This window comes from Humibacter albus DSM 18994, from assembly GCF_000421825.1.
GTDB lineage: Bacteria > Actinomycetota > Actinomycetes > Actinomycetales > Microbacteriaceae > Humibacter > Humibacter albus.
Genome location: NZ_ATXT01000017.1, coordinates 16,458 through 39,778, shown reverse-complemented (window position 1 = coordinate 39,778; position 23,321 = coordinate 16,458). Strand labels below are relative to the sequence as shown.

The following is a 23,321-nucleotide window of genomic DNA, read 5'->3' as shown; positions in this document are numbered from 1 at the left end:
TCCCTGAGCGAGTCGAAGGCGAGCCGTGCTCCCTGAGCGAGCCGAAGGCGAGTCGAAGGCGAGCCGTGCTCCCTGAGCGAGCCGAAGGCGAGTCGAAGGCGAGTCGAAGGGGATGAACGCCTCGACGCGCATGCTTCGACTCCCTTCGGTCGCTCGGCGAGCACAGGACGAAGGGGCTGTCGCTCGGCGAGCGCGGCGACACAAGGAGCACAGGGGTTCGCTAGGCCCTCAGTCGAGGAAGAGCGCGCGCAAGCGTCTTGTGGTGAGCATCATTCCGAGGGCCGCCATCACGGCGAGGTAGAGCACATGCCAGAGGATGCCTGCGCTCACCGCCCCGGTCGTCAGTGATCTCACGAGGTCCACGCTCTGCCACAGCGGAAGCGCCTGGATGACGAGCTGCACGCCCTGCGGGTACACCGATAGCGGGTAGAACGTGCCGGAGAGCAGGAACATCGGCAGCATGATGAAGTTGATGATGTCCATCTGCTGGAACGACTTCATGTAGCTCGTGATGCCCATGCCGAAGCTGGCGAAGGCGAGCGCCACGAGCAGCACGGCCGGCAGCGCGAGCAGCGCCCACCACGACAGGTTCAGGCCGATCAGTTGCATCACGACCATGAACGCCACGGCGTACATGCCTCCGCGCAGGAGCGCGAACGAGATCTCGCCGATCGCCACATCGAGCGGCCCGAGCGACGTCGCGAGCATGCCTTCATAGAGCTTCGCGTAGCGGATCTTGAAGAACACGTTCCACGTGGAGTCGTACACCGCTCCGTTCATCGCCTCGGTGGCCAGCAGCGCCGGCGCGATGAACGCCGCATACGGGATGGCTCGCCCGTCGCCCGCCTCGACGGTGCCGACCAGCGGTCCCAGCCCGATGCCGAGCGAAAGCAGATAGAACACCGGCTCGAATGCACCGCTGAGCACGACGGCCCAGTTCGTCGACTTGGTGGCCGTGAACGCACGGTAGAGAACGGCCCTGGCGTTGCCGGCGTAGAGCGCGCCCAACGGGCCGGGGCGGCGGCGGGCCGGCGCGGACATCCGCACCTCGTCGACGCTCATGCGGTGAGCCTCCGCTTCGCGATGCGGCGCGAGAGCCACCAGAACGGCACGATCAGCGCGAGCAGGAACAGCACGTGAACGACGATGAGCCAACCGGGAACCTGCGCGCCGTACGCGAGCACGCGGGCGAGCTGGGTGCCGTGCCAGATGGGCGAGATCCAGCCGATCCATTGCAAGTAGACGGGCATGCTCGTCAGCGGGAAGAACGTGCCGGAGAACAACGTGAGCGGCAGCAGCACGAGCCGCATCACCATGGCGATCTGGCCGGTATCGCGCTCGAGCGTGGCGATGTAGGTCATGATCGGAATGCCGAAGGCCAGCCCGACCAGCGTGGCCACGATCACGCTCAGTGCGGAGACGCCGACGGTCATCGCACCGAAGAAGAGGATGATCACCCAGTAGATGACACTGGTGACGAACGCGCGCACGATCACCGAGATGACCATGCCGTCGATGATCTGACCGGGCGTGATGGGCGACGAGCTGATGCCGATGAAGGTCGGGTTCCACTTGAAGCCCGAGAGCACAGGGTAGGTGAACTCCTCGGAGGCCACGGTGACGGCCGCCGAGCACATCAGCGCGGGTGCGACGAACTGCAGGTAGCTGACTCCGTCGATCGGAGTGGATCCGACGAGATGCCCGAGTCCGACGCCCATCGCGATGAGGTAGAGCAGCGGGGTGCCGATGGCGCCGATCACGACGGTCGACACATACGACCGCATCACCCGCAGTCGGTGCTCGGCGACGTACCACGCGCCGAAGCGACGGGCCTTCGCGGCGCTGGGCGAGGCATCCAGCACCCGGGTCTGGATCGCGGTCATTCGATCAGGCTCCGTCCGGTGAGCCGCAGGAACACGTCCTCGAGGCTGGAGCGGCGCACGAGCGAGGTCAGCGGTCGGATGCCTGCCTCGGTCAGGCGGGCCAGCTCGCCTTCGCCGTCGGCCGTGTACACGAGCACGCGGTCGGGCAGCGCTTCGACGCGGTCGCCGCTGCCGCTCAGGCTCTCGGCCATCTCGGCGTTGCGGTCAGCGCCGAACCGGAGTTCGAGCACTTCACGCGTCGAGTACTCGCGGATCAGCGAGGCAGGAGTGCCCTCCGCCATGATCACGCCCTTGTCGACGACGATCAGCCGATCGCAGAGCTGCTCGGCCTCGTCCATGTAGTGAGTGGTGAGCACGAGGGTCGTGCCCTGCTCCTTCAGCCGGAACAGGCGATCCCAGAGAATGTGCCGCGCCTGTGGATCGAGCCCCGTTGTCGGCTCGTCGAGCAGCAGGATGCGCGGATCGTTCATCAGGCCCCGCGCGATCGTGAGCCGCCGCTTCATGCCGCCGGAGAGGTCGGTGACCTTGGATTTGGCCTTGTCCTGCAGCTGCGCGAACGCGAGGAGATCGTCGGCCTTGCGGCGCACGTACGACATCGGCAATCCGAAGTAGCGGCCGTAGACCATCAGGTTCTCCCGCACGCGGAGCTCTTCGTCGAGATTGTCGGCCTGCGGCACGACACCGAGTTGGGCGCGGATCTCGGGGCCATCGTGATCGGGGTCGAGGCCGAGGATCGTCAGCCGTCCGCTGGTGCGCGTGGAGACGGCGCCGACCATGCGCATCGTGGTCGACTTGCCCGCGCCGTTGGGGCCCAGAAGTCCGAACGACTCGCCGGGCGCGACCTCGAACGAGATGCCGCCGACCGCGGTCACCCCGCCGTACCTCTTGACGAGCTCGGATGCGACGATCACCGGCGAAGACACGATGATCAACGTAACCCCCACGGGCGACATCGGGGCGGATTGTTCCCAAGACCCGCTGGGCGGAAACGTACGGCTCCCTGAGCGAGCGAGTCGAAGGGTCTCGTCGCGCGCGTTTCGACTCGCTGCGCTCGCTCCGCAGGCACCGGAGCACGAAGGGTGAGACTCTCGGACCAGCATCCTCGCCCTTCTCGTCGGTCCCGTACCGCTGTCAGCCCACATTGATACTCTGCCGAACGCCTCCCCACCGGTCTCGACTGGAGTTCCCATGAGCACTTCCGCGCCCAACCGACCCTCGCGCAGTCCGTTCGGGCGGCCGAAGAAGGACGACGGGCCGCGCGCCACGTTCGGGCAGCTCCTGCCCTATCTTCTGGAGCACCGGCTCACGATGACGTTCGTCGTGGTGCTCAGCGTGCTCGGTGCCGCCGCGAGCCTGGCTCAGCCGCTGCTCGTCAGCCAGGTGATCGGCATCGTCGAGAAGGGCGCCTCCATGGGCGGCCTCGTCTGGGCGCTCGTCGCGCTCGTCGTGATCTCGGGTCTCATCTCCGGCTACCAGCACTATCTCTTGCAGCGCACGGGCGAGTCCGTCGTGCTCTCCTCGCGCACGCGGCTCGTGGGTAGGATGCTCGGCCTCCCCATCAGCGAGTTCGACGCCCGCCGCACCGGCGACCTCGTCTCGCGGGTCAGCAGCGACACCACGCTGCTGCGTGCCGTGCTCACGCAGGGCCTCGTCGAAGCGATCGGCGGTGCGCTCACGTTCATCGGCGCTCTGATCGCCATGCTCGTCATCGACCCGGTGCTGCTCGGACTGACCGTGCTCGTGATCGCGGTCTCGATAGTGGTCGTCGTGCTGCTGTCGAGCCGCATCCGCGTCGCGAGCCGCAAGGCTCAGGAGCGGGTGGGCGATCTCGCCGCCTCGGTCGAGCGGGCCATCAGCTCGGTGCGCACGATCCGCGCTGCCGGGGCGACGAAGCGGGAAGTCGCGTCGATCGAGAACGATGCCACCGGCGCGTACGACATGGGCGTCAAGGTCGCGAAGATCTCGGCCCTGGTCGTGCCGGTGGCCGGCATCGCCATGCAGGTGTCGTTCCTCGTCGTGCTCGGCGTCGGCGGCTACCGCGTCGCGAGCGGCGCCATCACGGTGGCGAGCCTGGTGGCGTTCATCCTGTTCCTCTTCATGATGATCCTGCCGCTGGGCCAGGCGTTCGGGGCGCTGACCTCGGTGAACTCGGCGCTCGGCGCGCTCGGGCGCATCCAGGAGATCGTCGAGATCCCGAGCGAGGACGCCGCCGATCTGCCGGCCGAACAACGAGCACTCATCGTGGGCCCGGCCAACGCGTCGGTGAATCCGGATGCCCCGGCCATCGCCTTCGAGAACGTGCGGTTCGCGTATCCCGACGCTGTCATCAGAGCGCGGGCATCACGCTCGGCGGCGTCCGCGAACGATGACGAAGCGACGCGCGGCGCAATGGGCACCGGCGAGACGACCGGGCCATCCATGCAGAGCGATTCGACGGGGCCGTCGCTTGCCGACGAGACCCTGGAAGCATTCGAGGGCCGCGACGTGGTGGCCGAAGCGGAGGCGACCACGCGGGCGACGCCGGCCATCTCGGTGACCGGGCTCACGGCATCCGATACGGCCTCTGTCGACGAGGGCGTGCTGCACGGCGTGAGCTTCGCCGCGCCACGCGGCAAGCGCACCGCGCTGGTCGGGCCGTCCGGTGCGGGAAAGAGCACCATCCTCGCACTGATCGAGCGCTTCTACGACCCGAACAGCGGCGTCATCTCGATGGGCGGGCTCGACATCCGCACCGTCGATCGCGGCGCCCTCCGCGCCCAGATCGGGTACGTCGAGCAGGATGCCCCCGTGCTCGCCGGCACGATCCGCGACAACCTGACACTGGCCGCCGCCGACGCTACCGACGAGCAGTGCGTCGACGTGCTGCACGCCGTCAACCTCACCGACGTGCTCGAGCGCAGCCCACTCGGGTTGAACGCCCCCGTCGGCGAAGACGGCGTCATGCTCTCCGGCGGCGAGCGCCAGCGCCTCGCGATCGGTCGCGCCCTGCTGGCGGCTCCGCCCCTACTGCTGCTCGACGAATCCACCTCGAGCCTCGACGGGCGCAACGAGCAACTCATGCGCGACGCGATCGACGCGGTAGCGGAGAACCGCACCCTGATCGTCATCGCCCACCGGCTCTCGACGGTGGTCGACTCCGACCAGATCGTGGTCGTCGACAAGGGTCGCGTCGTCGGTGTCGGCACGCACTCGGAACTCGTGGAGTCGACACCCCTTTACCGCGACCTGGCCAAGCACCAGCTGCTCGTCTGAGCCCAGCGCCCACCGCCCCGGTGCCCACTGAGCGAGCAAAGCGAGTCGAAGCGCGCAGCCCCGTGCCCGCCGAGCGAGCGCAGCGCTCGCTCAGGGAGCACGATCGTGAGCACAAGCGGGAGCAGAGGCGTTCGCCGCGCTCACGCGCGCAGGCGATAGCGCAGCGACGCCAGCTCCGCGTTCAGCGCCGGCGGCACTCGGCGGCCGAAGCGCGAGAAGAAGTCCTCGGTGAGGTCGCACTCGGCCAGCCACGCCTCGCGGTCGACCTCGAAGAGGCTCTCGAAGGCATCCTCACTCAGCTCGAGGCCGTCGAGGTCGAAGGATGCCCGCGACGGCACCCGTCCGATGCCCGCGTCGACGGCGTCCGCCGTTCCCTCCAGTCGCTGAACGATCCACGCGATCACGCGCATGTTCTCGGCGAAGCCCGGCCACAGGAACGAGCCGTCGGCAGCCTTGCGGAACCAGTTCACCTGGAACACCGCCGGCGCGTTCGACCCCAGCGACTCCCCCATGCCCAGCCAGTGCGCCCAGTGGTCGGCCATGTTGTAGCCGCAGAACGGCAGCATCGCGAACGGGTCGCGGCGCAACTCGCCGACCGCGCCCTCCGCGGCGGCCGTGCGTTCCGACGCGATCGTCGCGCCGAGGAACACCCCATGGCTCCAGTCGCGGGCCTGCAGCACGAGCGGCACGTTCGTGGCGCGGCGGCCGCCGAAGACGATGGCGTCGATCGGCACGCCGTCGGGGTCGTCCCACTCGTCCGCGATCGTCGGGCACTGCTCGGCGGCGACGCAGAATCGTGAGTTCGGATGCGCCGCGGGACGTCCCGACTCCGGAGTCCAGTCCTCGCCGCGCCAGTCGATGAGGTGAGCCGGCGGCGTGTCCGTCAGTCCCTCCCACCAGACGTCGCCGTCATCGCGCAGCGCCACGTTCGTGAAGATGGTGTTGCCCCACAGCGTCTCCACGGCGGAACGGTTCGTCGACTCGCCCGTGCCGGGCGCCACCCCGAAGAAGCCGCGCTCCGGGTTGATCGCGCGCAGCCGGCCCGAGGCATCCGGCTTCAGCCATGCGATGTCGTCGCCGATCGTCTCCACCCGCCACCCGGGCAGCTGCGAGCGCAGCATCGCCATGTTCGTCTTGCCGCACGCCGACGGGAACGCCGCCGCGAGGTGATGAGTGCTCCCGGTCGGCGAGGTCACCTTGATGAGAAGCATGTGCTCGGCGAGCCAGCCCTCCTCGCGCGCCATCTGCGAGGCGATACGCAGGGCGAAGCACTTCTTGCCGAGAAGCGCGTTGCCGCCGTAGCCGGAGCCGTACGAGAACACCTCACGATCCTGCGGGAACTGCACGATGTACTTCGTCTCGTTGCAGGGCCACGCGACGTCCTCACGACGGATGCCCGTGGCATCCATCAGCGGGAATCCCACGCTGTGCACGGTACGCACCCACGGCGCTCCCGACTCGATCAGCTCGAGTGCGGCGGCGCCCATGCGGGTCATGATGCCCATGGAGACGACCACGTACGGGGAGTCGGTGATCTCGACGCCGAGCTGCGAGATGTCGCCGCCCAGCGGGCCCATCGAGAACGGGACGACGTACATGGTGCGACCGCGCATGCTGCCGTCGAAGACGTCGGCGAGCTCCCGCCGCATCTGCGCCGGCTCGCGCCAGTTGTTGGTTGGGCCGGCGTCGCTCTCCTGTTCGGAGCAGATGAAGGTGCGCGCCTCGACGCGGGCGACGTCGGCCGGATCGGTACGCGCGAGGTAGCTGCCCGGCCGCCACTCGGGGTTCAGCTTGATCAGCTGACCCTTCTGCACCTGCAGCTTGAACAGACGGTCTGCCTCGCCCTGCGAGCCGTCGCACCAGACGATCTCGTCCGGCTGCGTCAGCTGCGCGATCTCGAGAACCCAGGCGGCCAGCTCCCGGTTCGTCGTGTCGAGCCGCCAGCCCGGCCGGGGCTCGACCTGCTCGAGCCGATCGGCGTCGGAGGATGAAGCCGGGCGGGCGTCGGTGCCCTCGCCGTCCGCCCGGCTGGTCGTGGTGGGCGCCTGGGCGCCCGTACGCAGTCTGCTCAGTGGCCGCTCGCCGTCGAGGAGGTCGGGGGTTCCCGTCGGCCGCTTCTGCGTCATCGTCATGGTCGCCTGCTCTCGCGTCGCTGTGGTCTGCGGTTCACTGCGTACTGTCACCGCATCGGTTGCGTGCTGTTTCACTGCGGTGACTTCTTCGCTGCGGTGATTTCACTCTGACGCCATATCCGATGCACGACCGCCCGCTGCAGCCGTAAAGAATCGACGATCTTTTGCTACGGTGAACGAATGGATGCCGACGCCGCCGATCTCGCCACCATCGGTCACCGAATCCGGCACTTCCGCACGCGGGGCGGTCTCACGCTGGAGCAGGTGAGCGGACTGGTCGGGCTCTCGCAGAGCCAGCTGTCCATGATCGAGAACGGCAAGCGCGAGCCGAAGCTCACCGTTCTGCAGTCGATCGCGGGCGCAATCGGCGTCGACCTCGCCACCTTGCTCGTCGCGGAGCCGCCGGACGAGCGCACCGCCTACGAGATCGAGCTCGGCAAGGCGCAGAGGTCGCCGCTCTACACCGCGCTGGGACTGCCCGCCGTGCGGCCGACGAAGGGGACGCCGACCGCCACGCTCGCCGCCCTCGTCGGTCTGCACCGCGAGCTCCAACGCCAGGCCAGCAAGGCGATCGCGACGCCCGAGGAGGCTCGCCGTGCCAACACGGAGCTGCGCGGCGAGATGCGCGGGCGCGACAACTACCTGCCCGAGATCGAGAGGGTCGCGGAGGAGCAGGTGAAGGCATCCGGCCACGTCTCCGGCGCGCTTACGCACCGTGAGGTGAGCGTCATGGCGAAGCGGCTCGGCTTCCAGCTCATCTACGTGGACGACCTCCCGTCGTCGACCAGGTCGATCACGGACCTGGAGAACGGACGCATCTACCTGCCGCCGGCATCCATTCCCGGCGGACACGGCCTGCGATCGATGGCGTTGCAGGCCCTGGCGCACCGCGTGCTCGGGCACGAGCGCCCGACCAGTTATGCGGAGTTCCTGCGCCAGCGGCTCGAGATCAACTACTTCGCCGCCTGCTGCCTCATGCCGCAGACGGCGGCCGTGGCGTTCTTGCAGGAGGCGAAGAAGGAACGCGACCTCGCGGTCGAGGACTTCCGCGACGCTTTCGGCGTCACGCACGAGGCGGCATCCTTGCGCCTCACCAACCTCATCACCGAACACCTCGGAATGCGGATGCACTTCCTTCGGGTCGGTGAGGATGGCGCACTCTACAAGGGCTACGAGAACGACGGTCTGCCGTTGCCCACAGATGTCACGGGTGCGATCGAGGGCCAGCTCGTGTGCAAGAAGTGGAGCGCGCGCAACGCCTTCGCGCAGACCAACCGCACCACGGAGCTGTATCAGTACACCGACACTCCCGCCGGAACGTACTGGTGCGCGACGCAGACCGGGCGCGGCGACGACGGCAGCTTCACCATCACGATCGGCGTGCCGTTCGCCGACGCCAAGTGGTTCCGGGGGCGGGAGACGACGACGCGCGCCGTTTCCACCTGCCCGGATCCATCCTGCTGCCGGGTGCCCGGCAACGGTCTCGAGTCGCCGTGGGCCGACAAGGCGTGGCCGAGCGCTCGACTGCACGCGCACATCCTGTCGCCGCTGCCGGCCGGCGCGTTCCCCGGCGTGGACGACGCGGAGCTGTACGCGTTCCTCGACGCCCACTCCGGCCCGCTCGGCGAGTAGCCGCCCGCCGCGGCGCGGCCCCGCTCTGACGTGCCCCCACTCCGGCGAGGCACTCACCTCAAGCAGGCCGCATCGAGCCGCCCGGTTGTTGTCGAGCCACCCGGTTGTTTTCGGGCCACCCCTCTGTTTGCGCGAATAACCGGGTGGCCCCACAACAAACGGGTGGCCCGACAACAAACCGGCACGCGCTGGTAGCGCACGCCGGACGCACGCGCGGCGCGGCCTACTTCGGCTGCATGCGGATCGCGCCGTCGAGCCGGATCACCTCGCCGTTCAGCAGCGGGTTCTCCACGATGTGCCTCACCAGGGCCGCGTACTCGCCGGGGGTCCCCATGCGCGACGGATGCGGGATCTGCTCCTCCAGCGACCGCTGCACGTCGTCAGGCATGCCGGCCATCATCGGCGTCTTCATGATTCCCGGCGCGATGGTCATTACGCGGATGAGCAGCTTCGAGAGATCGCGGGCGATCGGCAGCGTCATGGATGCCACGCCGCCCTTCGACGCGGAATACGCGGCCTGCCCGATCTGGCCGTCGAACGCCGCCACCGACGCGGTGTTCACGATGACGCCGCGCTCCTTCGTCGCCGGAACGCCGGGCAGCGACTGACTCTCGACGGGGTCGTTGGATGCCATCGCCGCCGCGGCCAGGCGCGTCACGTTGAACGTGCCGATGAGGTTGATGCGAATGGTGCGCTCGAACCCCTCCAGTCCGAGCGGCCCTTCGCGGCCGACCGTGCGTCCCGCGGTGGCGATCCCCGCGCAGTTGACCGTGATGCGCAGCGGTGCCAGCGACTGCGCAGTGTCTACCGCGACCTGCACCTGTTCGGCGTTCGTCACGTCGGCGGGCACGAACGTGCCGCCGAACTCCGCCGCGGCCTCGTCGCCACGCGACGACGGCAGATCGACGATGACCACCTTCGCGCCTGCATCGGCCAGCACACGAGCGGTGCCGTTGCCCAGCCCCGACGCACCGCCGGTCACGATCGCACTGCATTCCTGAATCTGCATATATCCCTCCTGATGTGGTTTCGCGTGCGCTGGTCAGCCCAGGCGCTCGATGACCGTCGCGTTCGCCATGCCGCCGCCCTCGCACATGGTCTGCAGCCCGTAGCGGCCCCCGGTGCGCTCGAGTCGTGCGAGCAACGTTCCCAGCAGGCGTGCTCCCGTGGCCCCGAGCGGATGCCCGAGTGCTATCGCTCCGCCATCCGCGTTCAGTCGTTCCGGATCGGCGCCGAACTCGCGCAGCCACGCCATCGGCACCGGCGCGAACGCTTCATTCACCTCGTACGCATCGATCTCGTCGAGGTTCAGTCGGGTCTGCTTGAGGATGCGCTCGGTCGCCGGCATCACGCCGGTCAGCATGTAGAGCGGGTCGCTTCCGGTCACGGCGAACGCGTGGAACCGCGCGCGCGGCGTCAGCCCGAGTTGCTCGGCGCGCGAGGCGCTCATGATCAGCGCCGCGGATGCGCCATCGGTCAGCGGAGAGGAGTTGCCGGGCGTGATCTTCCAGTCGAGCTCCGGGAAGCGCGTGGCGAGGGCATCCGTGCGGAACGACGGGCTCAGCCCGGCCAGCCCGTCCACGGTGGTCGAGGGCCGCACCGTCTCGTCGACGTCCACGATGCGAGTGCCGCCGGAGGCATCCGGGGCCTCGACCGGCACCAGTTCCCGACCGAAGTCACCCGATTCGGTCGCCTCCGCCGCCAAGCGATGCGAGCGCGCGCTGAACTCGTCGAGATCGTCGCGCGTGAACCCGTACTTCTGCGCGATGAGCTCGGCCGAGACGCCTTGACTGACCAGACCGTCGGGGTAGCGCTGCGCGATCCGTTCGCCGTACGGGTCGCGACCCATCGTCGAGGAGCCGAGCGGCACGTTGCTCATCGATTCCACACCGCACGCGATCACGACATCCTGCACGCCGGCCATGATCGCCTGCGCGGCGAAGTGCGCCGCCTGCTGGCTCGACCCGCACTGCCGGTCGATCGTGGTGGCGGGCACGTGTTCCGGGAACCCGGCGGCGAGCACCGCGTTGCGCGCGATGTTGAACGACTGCGGACCGGCCTGGCCCACGCATCCGGCGATCACATCGTCGATCGCGCCCGGGTCGAGGTCGTTGCGGCGCACGAGTTCGGCGAGCAGATCGCCGAGAAGATCAACGGGATGGATGCCGCTCAGCGCCCCACCTGGCTTGCCGCGGCCGCTCGGGGTGCGCACGACATCGATGATCACGGCTTCTTCGACGCTCATTGCTCCAGCCTACGGCCGGCGATGGATGCCCCGGGCAGCACCGCAGTCGGACTCTCACCTCTCCCCACCGCTCTCCACGCGCCGCTCACGGCGCGCGGGTCCCTCACGCGGCGAGGACCCCCTCAGTTGTTCGAGAGGTTGTTGCCGCACTTGTAGAACGCAGCCGTGAGGTCGTCGATGGCGGACAGGGCGTAGTAGTCGCTGGAGTAGTTGAGCGCATAGATAGCGAACGTGAGGTTCGTCCCGTCCTGCGCGTGGATCACGCCGGAGAGCGTGCGCGAGGTGTTGATCCACCCCGTCTTCGCGTTCACGTGGCCGACGGCGATCGATGAGAACGAGTCGTCGAACCTGCCGTAACCAGGGCCGAGGGTTCCGGTCTGCCCGGCGATGGGCAGACCGTCGTAGATCGCGCCGAGCGATCCCTCGCGGTTCAGCACCTTGATCATGAACTGGGTCAGATACGAGGCGGGGACTTTGTTGTCGGCGCTCAGGCCGGAACCGTCGGCGAAGTACAGCCCGGTCTCCGGGATGCCGTAGGTCTCCAGACCCTTGCGCGTACCCGCATTGATGGCCGAGAACGTGTTGCCCGCCCCGGTCTTGATCGCCACGAGGCGAGCGAGTTCCTCCATGATCGTGTTGTCCGAGTAGGTCAGCGCCTCCTCCACGAGCGCCGAGACGGGCTGCGACTGCACCTGGCCGAGCTGGGTCGTACCGGAGGGTGCCGTGCCGGAGGAGATGCTGATTCCGCCGCCCAGGTCGTCGACGAACGCGTTCGCTGCCCTGCCGACCGGATCGGTGCTGCGGGGCGACTCGACCGCCGTCGGGTCGTCCCGGTCACCGTCCACCATCAGCGCCGTCATGTACGGGGTCGAGCCTTCGACGACGCGCTCCTCGTTCTCATCCCAGCTCGGCTGCCACTCAGGACCGCCGAACAGCGAAGTGTCGACGACGAGCGACGTGATCGGCTGGCCCGCGTTCGACGGGTCGGCGTCCCAGGCCTGCTTCACCTGGGCTGCGAGCGTGTCGAGATGCGGAGCATCCGTATAGAACGACTGCTCGCCGGACGACAGTCGCGACAGCGTGACGTCGCCGCCGCCGATCAGCACGATCTGACCGGGCTGGGAACCCTTCACGACCGTCGTCGACACGCGATAGTCGGAGCCGAGCACGCTGAACGCGGCGGCCGCCGTCAGGATCTTCAAGACACTCGCGGTGGGAGCGGGATTCGAACCGTTGCGGTCGTACAGCACCTCACCCGTGGAGGCGTTGCGCACCTGCGCTTCGAGCGTGCCGAAGCCCGAGGCCGAGGCATAGTCGGCCACGGAGCACGTGCGGATCTTGCTCGCCGACGCGATAGGGCTGGGCGTCGGGCGCACGGTCGGCTTGGCCGAGGGCGTCGAACTCGGCGTCGCCGTTGTCGTCATGCCGGCGAGCGCGTGCGCCGGCGCAGTCGCGGCGCCGACACCGAACGACACGGCACCGAGCACCAGAACACCTACCGTGACAGCCGCGATCAGAGAAGTGCGAGGGTTGTTGCGAATCCACGCCAGGATGCCTGCGAATGGCTTGCCCCATCCGCCCGAACGTCCTCCGCCGCCCGGGCCGCCGCGGCCCGAACCGCCGCTGCCCGCGCCGCCGTGACCTGAGCCACCTCGACCTGAGCCACCTCGACCTGAGCCACCTCGACCAGAGCCGCCTCGGCCAGAGCCACCGGCACCACCGTGACCTGCGCCGCTCATGCGGGCGGCGCCGAGACCGGATGCCGTGCCCGCGGTAGCGGCGCTCAGGGAGGCGGCTGAACCGCCCGAGCCATCTGAGCTGCCCGAGCCGTCTGAGCTACCCGATCCGTCTGAGCTACCCGATCCGTCTGAGCTACCCGATCCGTCTGAGCTACCCGATCCGTCCATCGCAGAGCGACCGCGTCCGCGATCGAATGCCGACGCGAGCCGTACACCGATGCCGGAGGCGCCCGCGTCGACTCGTGTCGAATCGCCCACAGAGGCCGTCCCCGCACCCGCGCCATCGAGCCTCTCCACTTCCGGAGGAAGGTCGCGCGCCCGAAGTGGCACCGTGTCGTGGGCGTGCCCGTCAGAGCGGGAACTCGCGTCGTACGTCGACGCCGCATCCGCCGCGGAAACGGTTTCATACGTAGAGGTTGCGCCGAATGGGGGGTCGGCCGTAGAGGCTGCCCCGAATGGGGAGCCAGCCTCGTACGCCGACATTGCGCTCAACGGCGGGCCGGCCTCGTACGCCAAGGTTGCGCTCGACGGCGGACCGGCCTCGTACGCCGTGGTGTCGTCCTCAGTGGCGGTCGCGGGCGCGAAGGCAACATCGTGCGTCCGGCTGGTCTTGGTTTCCTGGCCGGTCTCGGCCCGCTGGCCGGTCTCGGCTTGCTGGCCGGTCTCGTCCTGTGAGTCGGCGCCGAGTCCGAGCACGGCGAACACGTCGGTGTCCGGCTTGACGGGCTCTCGGTCGCCGAACGGCCAGGCGGGCTCTGGTGCGGCGTCGCTTGGGGACATGGCCGCGATCGATGCCGTTGTCAGAGGATCAGCTGTCGGAGCCTCCATCGCCGCCGGCTCCGTCGCTGCGAGCTCGGGCGCTCCCGGCTCGGTCGCTGCCGGCTCGTCCGTCACAGCCCGTGGGGTCGCCGAAGGTTCCCTCGGCGTCGTTTCAGGCGAAGGAATGACGCCGGGCGTCGATGCTGCCGCTTCCGGCGCGAACCACGAGAACGCCGACGCCTCTGCGGACGCGGCGATGGCGGTCGCCGCGGTATCGGTCGACAACCATCCCAGCGGCGGTGAGACGGGGGCAGCCTCTCGGGAGTCGCGATCCGATCGCGCCTCATCACCATCGGGCACGTCCTCCGGCGGTTCAGACAACCATGACGGACGAGCGAGACCGGCGAGCGAACCGGAAGCCGGGGCATCCACGGGTTCGAATTCCACAGGCGCTGGCGTGAACGAGGATGCCTCGACACCGTGCGCGGGAGTGGCCTCGTCCCAGCGCGGCCGGGTCCAGGCTTCGGGAGCCTGCTGCAGAGGCTGTTGCGGCGACCGAGGAGTGGTCGGCTGCGGCGGTGGGGCCACCGGCTGCTGCGGCCGTGCCCCCTGCTGCCGCACCGGCGGAACGATGGGGCGCGTTGGGTCGGCGGGGCGGGCATCCACGACGGGGATCTCGCGCGTGGGGTCGCCGAAGAGATCGCTCAGACCGAGCGCGTCGAAGCCCGAGTCGGCGGCATCATCGGGATGACCGCCACGGCGCGACCGGGGAGACTCGTCGTGCATTCCGCCGAGTGTAGCCAGCACACCTGGGAGCGGCCGCTGCCGCGACGGATGCCCTTCTCAGCGTTGCTGCACAGCGTTGCTTCACAGCGTTGCTGCTCGGCCTTGCTTCTCGGCCTTGCTGCTCAGCGCTCCTACCCAGCACTTCTGCTCAGCGCTGGCGCTCAGCGTCGCTGCCCAGCATTGCGACTCAGCGCTCCTGCGGATACACGAGCCCGATGCGCTCCCGCACCGCGTCCATCGTGCGCATGATCGCCACCGATTCCTCCGCAGGCATCAGGTCGCTGGAGGTGCGCCCCGCCTCGATCAGCCGCTCGGCCTCGCGCGCCTGGAACTGCATGCCCCGGCCGGTGATGCGGGTTTTATACTCCTCCATCACTTCGCCGTGCGGGTCGATCAGGCGGAAGTTCGTCGGCGTGTACCAGACGGCGTCGAGTTCGATGCGGGCGCGCGTCCCGGTGATGGTCGCGGTGTTCGCCCCCCGCAGATCGCTCGCACATCGCACGGTCGCCAGTGCCCGGTCTCCGTAGCCGAAGAGCGCGTGCGTGGCAGCGTCGGCCCCGGTCGATCGGAATCGTGCGGCCGCGTGCACGGTCTGCGGCTCCCCGAAGAGCAGGGAAGCGAACGAGATCGGGTAGATGCCGAGGTCGAGCAGCGCTCCTCCGCCGAGCTCGAGCGCGTTGATGCGGTGGTGCGGATCGCTCGGCAGCAGTTGCTGGTGATCGGCGGCGAACTCCCTCACGTCGCCCAGGATGCCTCGGCTCACCAGAGACCGGATGCGCTCGACGTGCGGCAGGAACCGCGTCCACATCGCCTCCATGACGAGCAGGTTGCGCTCGGCCGCGAGGTCGACGACACGTCTCGCCTCCGCGGCGTTGAGCGTGAACGGCTTCTCGATGATCACGTGCTTGCCGGCGCTCAGCGCGAGCTGCGCGTTCGCTGCATGTTCCGGATGTGGCGTGGCCACGTAGACGACGTCGACGTCGTCGTCGGCCACCAGGTCTTCATAGGAACCGCGGGCGGTGGGGATGCCGAACTCGTCAGCGAAGGCATCCGCGCGTTCCTGAGCCCGCGACCCGACGGCAGCGATCTCGTGACCGTCGTCGATGAGGTCTTTGGCGAACGTGTGGGCGATGCCGCCCGTGGCCAGGATGCCCCACCTGATATCGCTCATCGCTCCCCCGTCATCGGTCTGCCGCCTCGAACAGATGCCGCCAGCGTACCGGGGCGGGGCGCCGCCCGAGCGGCCGAGACGGCTCCTCTCGACATGACGGTTCGCGCTCTCCCGCCGAGTACATGCCGATCCGGCATGTACTCGGGCCGATGTCCTGTCAAGTGGGCGCAGTGCCTGACCGGGGCCACCCTGCCTGGCCGATAAGCCTAAGCCCCGGCTCGACTACTGCACTCAGGCCGAAATGAGGAAGAGGGCCCCTCTCGGGACCCTCTTCCTCATTTCGAGCCGCCTGTCGGAATCGAACCGACGACCTATTCATTACGAGTGAATCGCTCTACCGACTGAGCTAAGGCGGCGGGGCACGGTTGCCCGTGCGCACAGCAGACAAGCTTAGCGGATCCGAAAGGAGGTTCCGACCACCTCGACCACCACGGATCCGGCTCAGAGGTACTCGCGAGCGAGCGTCGTCATCTCATCGAACGACTCGATGATCCGTGAGCTCAGCGTGCCGTTGCCGCCGCGCTCGGCCCAGCACGACCAGGCGTGCCTGATGCCGGCGAACGCCACGAAAGTGACCAGACGGGCGCGACTTCGCAGGTCTTCCTGGCGTTCGTTCAGCGTGGGGTCGTCGCGCACGAGGCGTCGTTCCACCACGGAGCACAGGTCCTGCTCGAGCTGCTTCATGCTCGCCATGCGCAGCGTGAAGAGCGACGGATGCTCTCGCATCAGTTGTCGACGCAGCATCTCGGTCTCCGCGCCGTTCGGTGAGGGCGCGCCCTCGTCGACCGTCTCGATCAGCAAGTTGCGCATGCCCGTGAGAATCGGTTGCTCGGGTCCCGCCTGGATGAATCGGTCGACCACGGCCTCGCTCGGCATCTCGGGCACGTCGCCCAGCACCGCGGCCTCTTTGGTCGAGAAGTAGTTGAAGAAGGTGCGCGGCGAAACGCCGGCCTCGTGACTGATCTCCTCGACGGTGACTCCGTCGAATCCGCGCTCCAGTGCCAGCGTGAGCACGGCGTGCTGGATGGCGTTGCGCGTCGCCAGCCGTTTGCGTTCGCGCACGCCCCCGGTCGCCTGCGTGGCGGAGGTCGCGAAGGTCACGTCTCCAGTATCCCAGCGAGTGCGCAGAGGAGGTTCCCAGGGCTGGCGCCTCAGCACTCCGGGTCGCTTGTCGGCACGGTCCCGTTCACGAAGTAGTCGTCGACGGCGTCGTTCACGCAGGAGTTCGACTTGTTGTAGGCCGTGTGCCCGTGCCCGTGGTACGTGATCAACTGACCGCTGTCGAGCTGCTTCGCCAGGCTCACCGCCCACTTGTAGGGCGTGGCCGGATCGCCCGTCGTGCCGACCACCAGGATGGGGCCCGCGCCAGCGGCGTGGATGGGAGCGGGCGTGCGCGTCGGTTTGTACGGCCACGCGGCGCATCCGATGTCGCCGTACGACATGTAGGGCCCGATCACGGGCGCCGCCTTGGCCAGCTCGGCCGCCTGTTCACGCATGCTGGCGGGGTCCGCGTTCACCGAATAGTCGAGGCAGTTGATCGCGGTGAACGCCTCCGTCGAGTTGTCGGAGTACGTGCCGTTCGATGACCGGTCGTAGTAGGCATCCGCCAGAATGAACGCCACCCTCGCGCTGCCCGACATGACGTCCTTGAAGAGGGTGTTCAAGGTGTCCCACGCACTGGAATCGTAGAGCGGGTAGATGATGGCCGTCACCATGGTGTCCGCCCCGAGTTCGCGACCGTCGGAGTTGCGGATGGGACTGGCATCCAAGGACTTGAGGATGTCTGCCACCGTGTTCAGCGCGTCGTTCAGCGTTCCCGAGAACGGACAGTCCCTCTCCCCCAGGCACTGCTTGAGATAGGACTTCAGCTCGTTCTCGAAGCCGACGGACTGTCCGAGGTTGACGTCGAAGTTGCTGGAGGCCGGGTCGAGAGCGCCGTCGAGCACCATGCGCCCCACCTTCTTCGGGTAGAGGCCGGCGTACGTCGCGCCGAGCAGCGTGCCGTAGGAGTACCCGAGGTAGTTGAGCTTGGCGTCCCCCAGCACCGCACGCATGAGGTCGAGATCGCGCGCGGCGCTCGTCGTGCCGACCTGTGCGAGCAGATCGCCGGTGTTCTGCTTGCAGGCGTCGGCGAATCCGCGCGCCTCGGTCGTGGTCTCCTGGATCCACCGCGCGGATCCTCGGGCGCCCGGCGTGATGCCGAAGAGATAGTCGTCCATCTTCGACGCGTCGTAGCACTTGACCGCCGTCGACTGTCCGACTCCGCGAGGGTCGAAGCCGACGATGTCGTAGTGCTCCTGCAGATCCGAGTCGACCGCGTAGTCGAGCGAGTCGCGCACGAAATCGACTCCGGAACCGCCGGGGCCGCCGGGGTTGACCAAGAGGGATCCGAGGCGCTTGCCGGTGGCGTAGTGCCTGATCAACGCCAGTTTGATGCTTCCGGAACCCGGTTGCGACCAGTTCAGTGGCGCCGTGATGTGCGCGCACTGGAACTTGCCGCACGTACTCCACTGCACGTGCTGGCCGTAGAACGGAGCGAGCGCCGACGATACCTTCTCCGGCCGGGGCGTCGAGGTCGACGGAGCTTTCGCCGTGGGAAAGCAACCGCTCAGCCCGAGGGACAGCACGGCGGCTATCGCGACCGCGGCGGTGGCGCGCCACCATCGCCTCGCTGTCGTCATCGGAAGTCCCTTCCCGCCCCGTCGGGGTTCCTCGGGCGGCGTGCCGACACCAGCATCGCCTCCAGCGCGAGCGCCGGCATCACGTTGCCGGCGATTCGTTCGCGCGCCGCCTGCACGGCGTCCATGGTGGCCAGCGTCTGTGCAGGCGTCGACGCCCTCGCCACCCGGCGCATCTTCTCTTCGAGCTCCGCATTCACGAGCGGGGCTCCCGCGTCCAGCTGCAGCAGCAGCACATCACGGTAGAGCGAGAGCAGGTCGGTGAGGATGCGATCGATCCCGTCGCGCAGACTGCGCGTCGCGCGACGCTTCTGGTCTTCCTCGAGCTGCCGCAGCTGGCTTCGGAGTTGTGCGGGCACGGCGGCTCCCTCGCTCACGCCCAGCGACTGCAGCGCGTCGGCGCGCTCCTCGGCGTCGCGCTCGTCCGTGATGGCCTTCGCGTCGGCACCCGCGATCTCGAGCATCCGTGCAGCGCAGCCGACGACGTCCGCCACCGTGCGGATGCCGAGAGCGAGTTCCAGCGTCTCCTCGCGTCGCGCCCGCGCCTCATCGTTCGTTGCAAGCCGGTGTGCCATGCCGATGTGGCTCTGCGCGTGCCGGGCGGCTCGTTCGGCGACGTCCATTCCGACGCCGTCGCGCCGCGCGATCAACTCGGCGACATCCGCAACAGCGGGGACCCGCAGCCGCACCGTGCGAACGCGCGAACGGATCGTGGGCAGCAGGTCGGCATCGCTGGGCGCGCACAGAATCCACACCGTGCGCTCCGGCGGCTCCTCGAGCGCTTTGAGCAGCACGTTCGAGGTGCGCTCGGACATGCGGTCGGCATCCTCGATGACCATCACCCGGTAACGGCTGACGGACGGCGAGAACTGCGAGCTCGTCACGAGCGCGCGCACCTCATCGATCGAGATGATCACGCGTTCGGTGCTGAGCACACTGAGATCCGGATGCGTGCGCGCCCGCACCTCTCGCGTCGTCGCCGCGTCTCCGTCCGGCCCGCTGCGGCTGAGCAGTGCCGCCGCGAAGGCGTAGGCGAGGTTGGAGCGGCCAGACCCCGGCGGGCCGGTGATGAGCCAGGCATGCGTCATCGAGGCTGACGACGTCGCTGCGGCAGCGGCTCGCAACGTCGCGATCGCGGCGGGCTGCCCGGTGAGGTCTTCCCACACGGAGGTCTCGGCTACGGGCATGGTTCGACGCTATCGCGTGCCGGTGTCACCGAGCTTGGCGTGCCCTGATGAGCTCGTCGACGCGGTCGCCGATCTCGACGGCGAGCTGATCGGCAGACGCTGCGGCGTCCACGACCAGGAACCTGTCGCGCTCCACTTCGGCCAATGCGAGGAACGCCGTGCGCACTGTAGCGTGGAACTCGGATCCTTGCGCCTCGAGCCGATCGAACCGCTTGTGCGCGGCGTCGATCCTCTGCCGCGCCTCCGTCTCGTCGATGTCGAGCAAAACGGTCAGATCGGGCAGCAGATTCTCGGATGCCCAGAGCGACAGCTCACGGATCTCCGCGGCCCCGAGAGCGCGGCCGACGCCCTGATAGGCGACGGACGAGTCGAGGTAGCGGTCTTGCACGACGATGGTGCCGGCATCCAGTGCGGGCCGCACGACGGTGGCGATGTGGTGCGCGCGGTCCGCCGCGTAGAGCAGCGCCTCGGCCCGCGACGCGATGTCGCCCGTGTGATGCAGCACCAGTTCGCGAATCTCGAGCCCCACCTCGGTGCCGCCGGGTTCTCGGGTCAGCAACACCTCTCGGCCGGCGGCGCGCAGCCGTTCTGCGAGCGCAGACGCCTGGGTCGATTTGCCGGATCCGTCTCCGCCCTCGAACGTGATGAAGAGACCGCGGGGTGACTGGGGTCCCTGGCCGCTCACGCGTCCTCGTTCTTCGCCGGGCTCTTCGACGCGCCGGATCGGGCGCTTCCCGCCACGCCCGCCTTGCCCGTCGTCGTCTTACTCGTTTTCGCAGCGCTGCCCTTGGCGGCGCTGGCCTTGGCGGTGCTGCCCTTCGCCGTGCCCGCCTTCTTCGCGGCCCCGGCTTTGGCCTTCCCTGTCGCTGCGCTCCCGGTCTTCGCCGCTGCCGATCGAGTGGTCGTCTTCGCCTTCGACGCCGCGGTCTTGGTCGCCCGCTTCGCGGTGCGCTTGACAGGGCCCTTCGCGCGCTTGTCCGCCAGGAGCTGCACGGCGCGGTCGAAGTCGACGTCGTCGACCGACTCGCCACGAGGAATCGTGGCGTTCGTCTCGCCGTCGGTGACGTACGGGCCGAACCGTCCGTCTTTCACCCGCACCGGCTTGCCGCTAACCGGGTCGGCGTCGAATTCCTTGAGGGCGCTGGAGGCACGTCGCGCACCGTACTTGGGCTGCGCGAACAACTCGAGCGCTCCGGCGAGATCGATGTCGAAGATGGCATCCTCGCCAGGCAGGGATCGCGTGTCGGCACCCTTCTTGAGGTACGCGCCGTAGCGCCCGTTCTGGGCGAGAATCGCTTCGCCGCTCTCCGGGTCTTCGCCGACAGTCCGCGGCAGATCGAGCAGCTTGAGCGCCGTCTCGAGGTCGACGCTCGACGGATCCATCGACTTGAAGAGGGATGCCGTTCGCGGCTTCTCCGCGGTCTTCGCCTTGCTCTTCGTCGCCTTCTTCTTTTTCGCCCTGCCCACTTCGCCGGTTTCGAGGTCGACGACCTCGTCGACGGCGGTCTCGTCCGCGGAGTCGGACGTGGACTCGAGTGCCGGGTCCGCCTCGGTCACGTACGGGCCGAAACGTCCGTCCTTCACCACGACGAGCTTGCCGTTCGCGGGGTTCGTTCCGAGCTCGCGATCCGACTGCACGGGCGCTTCGATCAACTCGCGCGCCTTGGCCGCGGTCAGTTCGTCGGGTGCAAGATCCGGTGGGATGTTGACGCGACGGGGCGTGGCGTCCGGGCTCGAGGCATCCGCCACTTCGAGGTAGGGGCCGTACCGGCCGATGCGCAGGGTGATGTCGTCGTCGACGCGCAGAGAGTTCACTTCACGGGCGTCGATCTCACCCAGATTGTCGACGACCTGGCGTAGGCCGCGATGCTCGTCCGCCCCGAAGTAGAACCCCTTCAGCCAGTCGGCTCTGGTCTCTTCACCGTCGGCGATGCGGTCGAGGTCGTTCTCGAGTTCGGCCGTGAAGTCGTACTCCACGAGGTCGCCGAAGTGGTCTTCGAGAAGCCGGACGACGGCGAACGCGATCCAGTTCGGCACGAGCGCTTGGCCCTGGGCGGAAACGTAGCCGCGATCGATGATGGTCGAGATGATCGCCGCATACGTGGAAGGGCGGCCGACGCCGAGCCGCTCGAGTTCCTTCACCAGGCTCGCCTCGGTGTAACGCGGCGGTGGGGCGGTCTCGTGCCCCTTCGCCTCGACATCGCCGACGAGAAGCTCCTGGCCTTCGGTGAGCGACGGCAGCTTGGTCTCGGCGGATGCCGCGTCGGAGTTGCGCTCCTCGTCGCGGCCCTCTTCATAGGCGAGCTGGAACCCGCGGAAGGTGATCACGGTTCCGCTCGCGCTCAGGTCGGCGACCGTTCCGTCGAGGGCTCCCGAATGCACGTGGGCGGAGATCGACACCGTCGCGGTCTGGCCCTTCGCATCGGCCATCTGAGAGGCGACCGTGCGCTTCCAGATGAGCTCGAAGAGGCGCAGGTCGTTGCCGCGCAGAACGGATGCCATCTGCGACGGCGTGCGCCATGCATCGCCCGCGGGACGGATCGCCTCGTGGGCTTCCTGGGCGTTCTTGCTCTTGTTGGCGTAGGTGCGCGGCGATGTCGGAACCGAGCCGTCGCCATAGAGCGCCTTGGCCTGTGTGCGTGCCGCGTTGACGGCCTGCGCCGACAGGGCCGTCGAGTCGGTGCGCATGTAGGTGATGTGCCCGTTCTCATACAGCGACTGGGCAACGCTCATCGTCTGCCTCGCGCTGAAGCGGAGCTTTCGCGCGGCTTCCTGCTGCAGCGTCGATGTCGTGAACGGCGCCGCAGGACGCCGCGTGAACGGCTTCGTCTCGAGCTTCGTGACCGACACCGTCGTCGATTCCTGACGCAACGCGTCGACGAGTTGCCCGGCGGACCCCTCATCGAAGACGCGCGCGTCACCCTTCAGCTGCCCGCGATCATCGAAGTCGCGCCCTGTGGCCACCCGTTGCCCGTCCACCCGGTTGAGCCGCGCGGTGAACTTCTGGCCTTCCTCGCTGGCGGAGAGCTGCGCGGTGAGGTCCCAATAGGATGCCGCCACGAACGCCATGCGCTCCCGCTCGCGGTCCACGATCAGTCGCGTCGCCGGAGACTGCACTCGTCCCGCGGAGAGGCCCTGGCGAACTTTCCGCCAGAGCACGGGCGACACCTCGTAGCCATAGAGGCGGTCGAGAATGCGACGCGTCTCCTGCGCGTCGACCAGCGCCATGTCGAGGTCGCGGGTGTTGTCCTTGGCCTTCTCGATGGCATCCTTCGTGATCTCGTGGAAGACCATGCGCTTCACGGGAACCTTGGGCTTCAACTCTTCGAGCAGGTGCCACGCGATGGCCTCGCCCTCGCGGTCCTCATCCGTCGCGAGCAGGAGCTCGTCCGCGTCTTTCAACAGCCGCTTGAGTTTGGCGACCACCGTGCGCGCCCGATCGGACACGACGTATAACGGCTCGAAGTCGTTCTCCACGTCGACGCCGAACTGCCCGAACGCGCCACGCTTCTTCTCGGCCGGGATGTCCTTCGGCTCGATGAGGTCACGGATGTGACCGACGGATGCCTCCACCGTGTAGCCCTCGCCGAGATACTTCTCGATCGACTTGACCTTGGTCGGCGACTCGACGATGACCAGCTTGTTCCCGGGCACCTGTCTCCTTATGTCCACTTCGTCGGCGACCCGCACCGGGTCACCTGGTCCTCACCACGCTGACGCGTCTCCTGTTTCTTACAGGATCCACCGTCTCGGGTTCAGAGCCTTCTCGCTTCGCTGCGCTGCTGCGGGGTCCGCAGGCAATCTCTCGATCTCGCGGTTTCGCTCGGCACGTGCAGAACTCACCACGACCATTCGGA

15 protein-coding genes and 1 tRNA gene are annotated in these 23,321 nt (G+C 68.2%); 2 read left to right on the top strand and 14 right to left on the bottom strand.

Annotated elements, in window-relative coordinates; all coding sequences use genetic code 11:
- Positions 1-228: 228 nt before the first annotated feature.
- From H623_RS0113645 to H623_RS0113635, 3 genes are read right to left on the bottom strand one after another with little or no spacing between them, the layout of a single operon-like run.
- Positions 229-1,062 carry an ABC transporter permease gene (locus H623_RS0113645; RefSeq protein WP_026940342.1) on the bottom strand — a complete coding sequence of 278 codons (834 nt, stop codon included), beginning with the start codon at positions 1,060-1,062 and terminating at the stop codon, positions 229-231.
- Positions 1,059-1,883 carry an ABC transporter permease gene (locus H623_RS0113640; RefSeq protein WP_026940341.1) on the bottom strand — a complete coding sequence of 275 codons (825 nt, stop codon included), beginning with the start codon at positions 1,881-1,883 and terminating at the stop codon, positions 1,059-1,061. Before H623_RS0113640 ends, H623_RS0113645 begins: the two co-directional genes overlap by 4 nt.
- A complete protein-coding gene (locus H623_RS0113635) occupies positions 1,880-2,836 on the bottom strand; it encodes an ABC transporter ATP-binding protein (protein ID WP_022901494.1) in 957 nt (318 codons plus the stop codon). The genes H623_RS0113640 and H623_RS0113635 overlap by 4 nt, the downstream gene beginning before the upstream one ends.
- A gap of 235 nt (positions 2,837-3,071) precedes the next feature.
- Here H623_RS0113635 and H623_RS0113630 point away from each other — a divergent pair, with 235 nt between their 5' ends.
- Complete coding sequence (locus H623_RS0113630) at positions 3,072-5,135, top strand: ABC transporter ATP-binding protein (protein ID WP_022901493.1); 2,064 nt, start codon at positions 3,072-3,074, stop codon at positions 5,133-5,135.
- A gap of 140 nt (positions 5,136-5,275) precedes the next feature.
- On the opposite strand, the gene H623_RS0113625 is transcribed toward H623_RS0113630, so the two are convergent.
- Complete coding sequence (locus H623_RS0113625; protein ID WP_425402097.1) at positions 5,276-7,267, bottom strand: phosphoenolpyruvate carboxykinase (GTP); 1,992 nt, start codon at positions 7,265-7,267, stop codon at positions 5,276-5,278.
- 180 nt (positions 7,268-7,447) lie between these two features.
- Here H623_RS0113625 and H623_RS0113620 point away from each other — a divergent pair, with 180 nt between their 5' ends.
- Complete coding sequence (locus H623_RS0113620; protein WP_022901491.1) at positions 7,448-8,899, top strand: helix-turn-helix domain-containing protein; 1,452 nt, start codon at positions 7,448-7,450, stop codon at positions 8,897-8,899.
- 223 nt (positions 8,900-9,122) lie between these two features.
- Here H623_RS0113620 and H623_RS0113615 read toward each other — a convergent pair whose 3' ends face one another.
- The 10 genes from H623_RS0113615 to topA all read right to left on the bottom strand — a co-directional run bounded on the left by H623_RS0113615 (position 9,123) and on the right by topA (position 23,118).
- Positions 9,123-9,908 carry a 3-hydroxyacyl-CoA dehydrogenase gene (locus H623_RS0113615; protein WP_022901490.1) on the bottom strand — a complete coding sequence of 262 codons (786 nt, stop codon included), beginning with the start codon at positions 9,906-9,908 and terminating at the stop codon, positions 9,123-9,125.
- Between the two features lie 33 nt (positions 9,909-9,941).
- The gene (locus H623_RS0113610) at positions 9,942-11,144 is read right to left on the bottom strand and encodes a thiolase family protein (RefSeq protein ID WP_022901489.1); all 1,203 of its coding nucleotides are present in this window, start codon (positions 11,142-11,144) and stop codon (positions 9,942-9,944) included.
- A gap of 122 nt (positions 11,145-11,266) precedes the next feature.
- Positions 11,267-14,428: a D-alanyl-D-alanine carboxypeptidase gene (locus tag H623_RS22290; protein WP_022901488.1), complete on the bottom strand. Its 3,162-nt coding sequence runs from the start codon at positions 14,426-14,428 to the stop codon at positions 11,267-11,269.
- 187 nt (positions 14,429-14,615) lie between these two features.
- Complete coding sequence (locus tag H623_RS0113600; RefSeq protein ID WP_022901487.1) at positions 14,616-15,599, bottom strand: Gfo/Idh/MocA family protein; 984 nt, start codon at positions 15,597-15,599, stop codon at positions 14,616-14,618.
- Positions 15,600-15,882: 283 nt separating this feature from the next.
- Positions 15,883-15,955 (bottom strand) — tRNA-Thr (locus H623_RS0113595).
- A gap of 85 nt (positions 15,956-16,040) precedes the next feature.
- Positions 16,041-16,700, bottom strand: coding sequence for a TetR family transcriptional regulator (locus H623_RS0113590; protein WP_022901486.1), 660 nt, complete (start codon positions 16,698-16,700; stop codon positions 16,041-16,043).
- Between the two features lie 50 nt (positions 16,701-16,750).
- The gene (locus H623_RS0113585) at positions 16,751-18,280 is read right to left on the bottom strand and encodes an alpha/beta hydrolase (RefSeq protein ID WP_022901485.1); all 1,530 of its coding nucleotides are present in this window, start codon (positions 18,278-18,280) and stop codon (positions 16,751-16,753) included.
- Positions 18,277-19,464, bottom strand: coding sequence for a DNA polymerase III subunit delta' (locus H623_RS20020; protein WP_022901484.1), 1,188 nt, complete (start codon positions 19,462-19,464; stop codon positions 18,277-18,279). Before H623_RS20020 ends, H623_RS0113585 begins: the two co-directional genes overlap by 4 nt.
- Before the next feature lie 25 nt (positions 19,465-19,489).
- The gene (gene tmk, locus H623_RS0113575; protein ID WP_022901483.1) at positions 19,490-20,149 is read right to left on the bottom strand and encodes a dTMP kinase; all 660 of its coding nucleotides are present in this window, start codon (positions 20,147-20,149) and stop codon (positions 19,490-19,492) included.
- Entirely contained in the window at positions 20,146-23,118 is a 2,973-nt protein-coding gene (topA, locus tag H623_RS20015) for a type I DNA topoisomerase (protein WP_022901482.1), read from the bottom strand. Before topA ends, tmk begins: the two co-directional genes overlap by 4 nt.
- Between the last annotated feature and the right edge of the window lie 203 nt (positions 23,119-23,321).

Bases quoted from the DNA above. Each gene is read 5' to 3' on its own strand.
- H623_RS0113585 (WP_022901485.1), bottom strand. From the start codon at position 18,280: ATGACGACAGCGAGGCGATGGTGGCGCGCCACCGCCGCGGTCGCGATA.
- H623_RS0113635 (WP_022901494.1), bottom strand. From the start codon at position 2,836: ATGTCGCCCGTGGGGGTTACGTTGATCATCGTGTCTTCGCCGGTGATC.
- H623_RS0113645 (WP_026940342.1), bottom strand. From the start codon at position 1,062: ATGAGCGTCGACGAGGTGCGGATGTCCGCGCCGGCCCGCCGCCGCCCC.
- H623_RS0113600 (WP_022901487.1), bottom strand. From the start codon at position 15,599: ATGAGCGATATCAGGTGGGGCATCCTGGCCACGGGCGGCATCGCCCAC.
- H623_RS20020 (WP_022901484.1), bottom strand. From the start codon at position 19,464: ATGCCCGTAGCCGAGACCTCCGTGTGGGAAGACCTCACCGGGCAGCCC.
- H623_RS0113610 (WP_022901489.1), bottom strand. From the start codon at position 11,144: ATGAGCGTCGAAGAAGCCGTGATCATCGATGTCGTGCGCACCCCGAGC.
- H623_RS0113630 (WP_022901493.1), top strand. From the start codon at position 3,072: ATGAGCACTTCCGCGCCCAACCGACCCTCGCGCAGTCCGTTCGGGCGG.
- H623_RS0113615 (WP_022901490.1), bottom strand. From the start codon at position 9,908: ATGCAGATTCAGGAATGCAGTGCGATCGTGACCGGCGGTGCGTCGGGG.
- H623_RS0113620 (WP_022901491.1), top strand. From the start codon at position 7,448: ATGGATGCCGACGCCGCCGATCTCGCCACCATCGGTCACCGAATCCGG.
- H623_RS0113640 (WP_026940341.1), bottom strand. From the start codon at position 1,883: ATGACCGCGATCCAGACCCGGGTGCTGGATGCCTCGCCCAGCGCCGCG.
- H623_RS0113625 (WP_425402097.1), bottom strand. From the start codon at position 7,267: ATGACGATGACGCAGAAGCGGCCGACGGGAACCCCCGACCTCCTCGAC.
- H623_RS22290 (WP_022901488.1), bottom strand. From the start codon at position 14,428: ATGCACGACGAGTCTCCCCGGTCGCGCCGTGGCGGTCATCCCGATGAT.